2 protein-coding genes and 1 pseudogene are annotated in these 2,338 nt (G+C 70.2%); 1 reads left to right on the forward strand and 2 read right to left on the reverse strand.

Annotated features, from left to right (window positions below; genetic code table 11):
- Window positions 1-311 precede the first annotated feature (311 nt).
- Entirely contained in the window at window positions 312-626 is a 315-nt protein-coding gene (locus VN520_RS20730; protein ID WP_325748431.1) for a hypothetical protein, read from the reverse strand.
- A gap of 360 nt (window positions 627-986) precedes the next feature.
- Entirely contained in the window at window positions 987-1,547 is a 561-nt protein-coding gene (locus VN520_RS20735; protein WP_325748432.1) for a hypothetical protein, read from the reverse strand.
- Window positions 1,548-2,138: 591 nt separating this feature from the next.
- Between VN520_RS20735 and VN520_RS20740 the strand changes: the two are divergent.
- Window positions 2,139-2,338 (forward strand): annotated as a pseudogene (locus tag VN520_RS20740) (site-specific integrase); the annotation flags it as partial.

Consider the following 2,338-nt stretch of genomic DNA (forward strand, 5'->3'; position numbering starts at 1 on the left):
CCTTGCTGCTCGTGTGGGTGACCACCCTCACGCCGCTCGTCTCGATCGTCGCGGTGGTGGTGCTGGCGCTGACGCACAACCCGGAGGCCGCGACCGCCGTCGGCACCATCGGCGGCGCGGTAACCGCCCTCGGCGGCACCGCGAACCTCCGCAACGCCCGCCGGTAGCCCCGGCGGCCGCCAGGAGCACGCCCGGCCCGGCCGCGCTCGCGGCCGGGCCGGAAACGGCCGACTACGCCGTATTGTCGGCCCGCAGGGAAGATTTCAGTCGGCAGGTCTCTGACCTGGACACTGAAATCTTCCGTGCGGCGGTCAGTCCTGGAGCCGGGCGGGAATGACGCCGTTCCTCATCGCGAAGTCCAGGTCAGCGATCCTCGCCCGGGACCGCTCGCCGTACTCCTTCACGAACGCCAGGTGCTGGTCGGGGTCCTCGGGCAGAACGTCGGGGGCCACCTCCGTGTACTCAAGGCGGGCAGTCCTCCAGTTCGCCACGAGGTCAGCGGCTCCAAGCGGGGCCAGACCCCCTTCGCTGGCGGCGACCAGCGCCGAGACGGCCTCCTCCAACGTCACCTCACCGGCGTCGACGGCGCGACCGTAGGTCTCGATGTCACTTGCCGTGTATCCCATACCGGGCATGCTCCTTGCATCTCGACTGGCACGCGATGTGTGACCGACGTGCGCCAGGATCCAGCGCGTTCTGACTGAACTGTTCGGCACCGTGCTGAAGAACCTACTGAAGTCTTTGGTGCGCTACTGAAATCTTCGCTGCGGTCCGACACGTATCCAGAGGGTGGCAATCCATAGCCACCGCCGTATCCACCCGCAGGATCGCTCTCACAGAAGTCGATCAGCACTCCGTGGGGCGAACGGGTCGGATGAGGGGTGCGGGGAGAAGGGCGAGCGGCTGCAGGCGACGCCGGCGGCCGCGGGCTCGGGAGGCGGGCTGTCCGGCCGCCCTCTCAGGGAGCGCTGTCCGGCGTGCTGACGTCAGCCCTGCTGCCGGTCGCACTCCCACCGGACCGGCGGACCGTCGCAGTGGGCACAGGCCCCGTGGGTCCGGCAGTCGGTCCATCCGGCGTGCGGCAGCGCGACGCCAGGACAGTCCAGGCCGCGCGAGCAGGACATGCTGCCGTCCTCGTGGTCGAGCTGGAGGCCCGAGCAGCCGCCCATGGTGCCGAGGACCGCGCCGAGGTCGCTGAAGTCCGGCGGGCCCATCTCCCGGCACATCGCGACCAGGTCCTCGAAGACGAAGTCGCCGGCCTGCTCCGGGCGGTCCGCCCGCAGCGCGGCGCACATCTCCTCCGTGACCCGGTGGCCGTTGAGGAGCGGCCAGGCGTCGGGGCCGGCCTGCAGGGAGAGCTTGTCCACGCCGATGACGTCGGGCCGCCAGTCCCCGGTCTTGGGCTGCGGCAGCATCACCGCCAGGGCGTCGAGGACGTCGTCGGGGGTGCGCAGCTCGCGCACGGTGGCCGTGGCGCCCGTCCGGGAGGTGTCCCGCAGACGTCTGTCCCTGCGGGCCTGCTTCGCACGCTTGGCGTCTCTTCCCATCCCGGCCTCCGTCGATCGGTGTGTGCCCCCGAGCGGAGAACGACGCACAGGCCGTGTCGGTCGCCGGGGTCCCCCGGACAGCCCGGCGCGCAGCGGGTACCCGGGGTACCCGGTGTGATCATCCTTCTCCCGTGGGAGACGGCTGTCCGGGCCCTTCGAGCCGCGGCCGGGCGTACCTGCCGCCGCGAGCAGGCTCTACGGACACCTTGGGTAGGACTTCTCTCCGTCCGTCAGGGTCTCTCAGAGAAGTAGTCGGCGGCCCGGAGCTCGCACGGGACGCCCCTTGACCCGCAGGTCAGGGCCTCGCACGGCGTCGGCCGCCGCTGTCCTGGGAGCCACTTGTAGGGCAAGTCGTGAGGCAGGTTGCAGAGCAACTCGTAAGGCCACTTGTAGGGCACGTTGCAGGGCACGCCGCCCGTGCCCCCGTACGGCGCCGACGATCCCGTGTCCCACGGCTCAAGGTCCCGTCTCTCCGCGCGCTCATTGATGCAGATAACTGCCCTGTTATCTGTACTAGGGTGATCATTGACCAGGGAGAACGCGCCCGTTCTCCGACATGAGCCGGACCTGTTATCTGTGGCAAGGAGAACCGTGGCGACCGTCGTCCCCCTCAAGACCGCCTCCGGAGCGGCGACCGTGCGCACCGCCGCCGACCGCTACCTGGACGCCATCACCGTCGCCAACACCCGCCGGACCTACACCACGGCGCTCGGCAAGGTCGTCCCCGAGCTCGGCGAAGGCCGGCCCCTGTCGTCCGTCGCCGACGACGAGATCGGCCAGGCGCTCGAACA

Origin of the sequence: Streptomyces sp. (assembly GCF_035563135.1) — a bacterium.
Classification (GTDB): Bacteria; Actinomycetota; Actinomycetes; order Streptomycetales; family Streptomycetaceae; genus Streptomyces.